Raw genomic sequence first — 553 nt, forward strand, 5'->3', positions numbered from 1 at the left:
GAGACAGTTCGGTCTCTATCTACTGTGGGCGTTAGAAATTTGAGTGGATCTGATTCTAGTACGAGAGGACCGAATTGGACAAACCTCTGGTGTATCTGTTGTTCCGCCAGGAGCACCGCAGAGTAGCTACGTTTGGAAGGGATAAGCGCTGAAAGCATATAAGCGCGAAACCCACCACAAGATGAGATTTCTTTTAAGGATCGTGGAAGATGACCACGTTGATAGGCTATAGATGTAAAGGCAGTAATGTCATAGTCGAGTAGTACTAATAATCCGTAAGCTTATGTACGTCGCATCTTGTGTCTCGTTTTAAATAATGAGACACAAGAGCAATCTTTCAAAAAAATAAATTTTCTTTATCTCAGTATGTTAAGATATTGTGTAATGTTATCCGATAAGGATACCCTTGCAAAACCTTTTAAGGTGGTTATTGCGTCGGGGCTCACCTCTTCCCATTCCGAACAGAGAAGTTAAGACCGATTGCGCAGATGGTACTGCAGTTTGTGGGAGAGTATGTCGCCGCCTTTTTTTTGAAAACCCTATCCAATCGGAT

General features: G+C 42.3%; 2 rRNA genes. Both read left to right on the plus strand.

Going from position 1 to position 553, the window contains the following annotated elements:
• Positions 1-289 (plus strand): 23S ribosomal RNA (locus ACTIEV_RS15520); the annotation flags it as partial.
• Between the two features lie 130 nt (positions 290-419).
• Positions 420-528, plus strand: a 5S ribosomal RNA gene (gene rrf / locus ACTIEV_RS15525).
• The last annotated feature ends 25 nt before the right edge of the window (positions 529-553 follow it).

The organism is Sediminibacterium sp., assembly GCF_051861365.1.
Classification (GTDB): domain Bacteria; phylum Bacteroidota; class Bacteroidia; order Chitinophagales; family Chitinophagaceae; genus Sediminibacterium.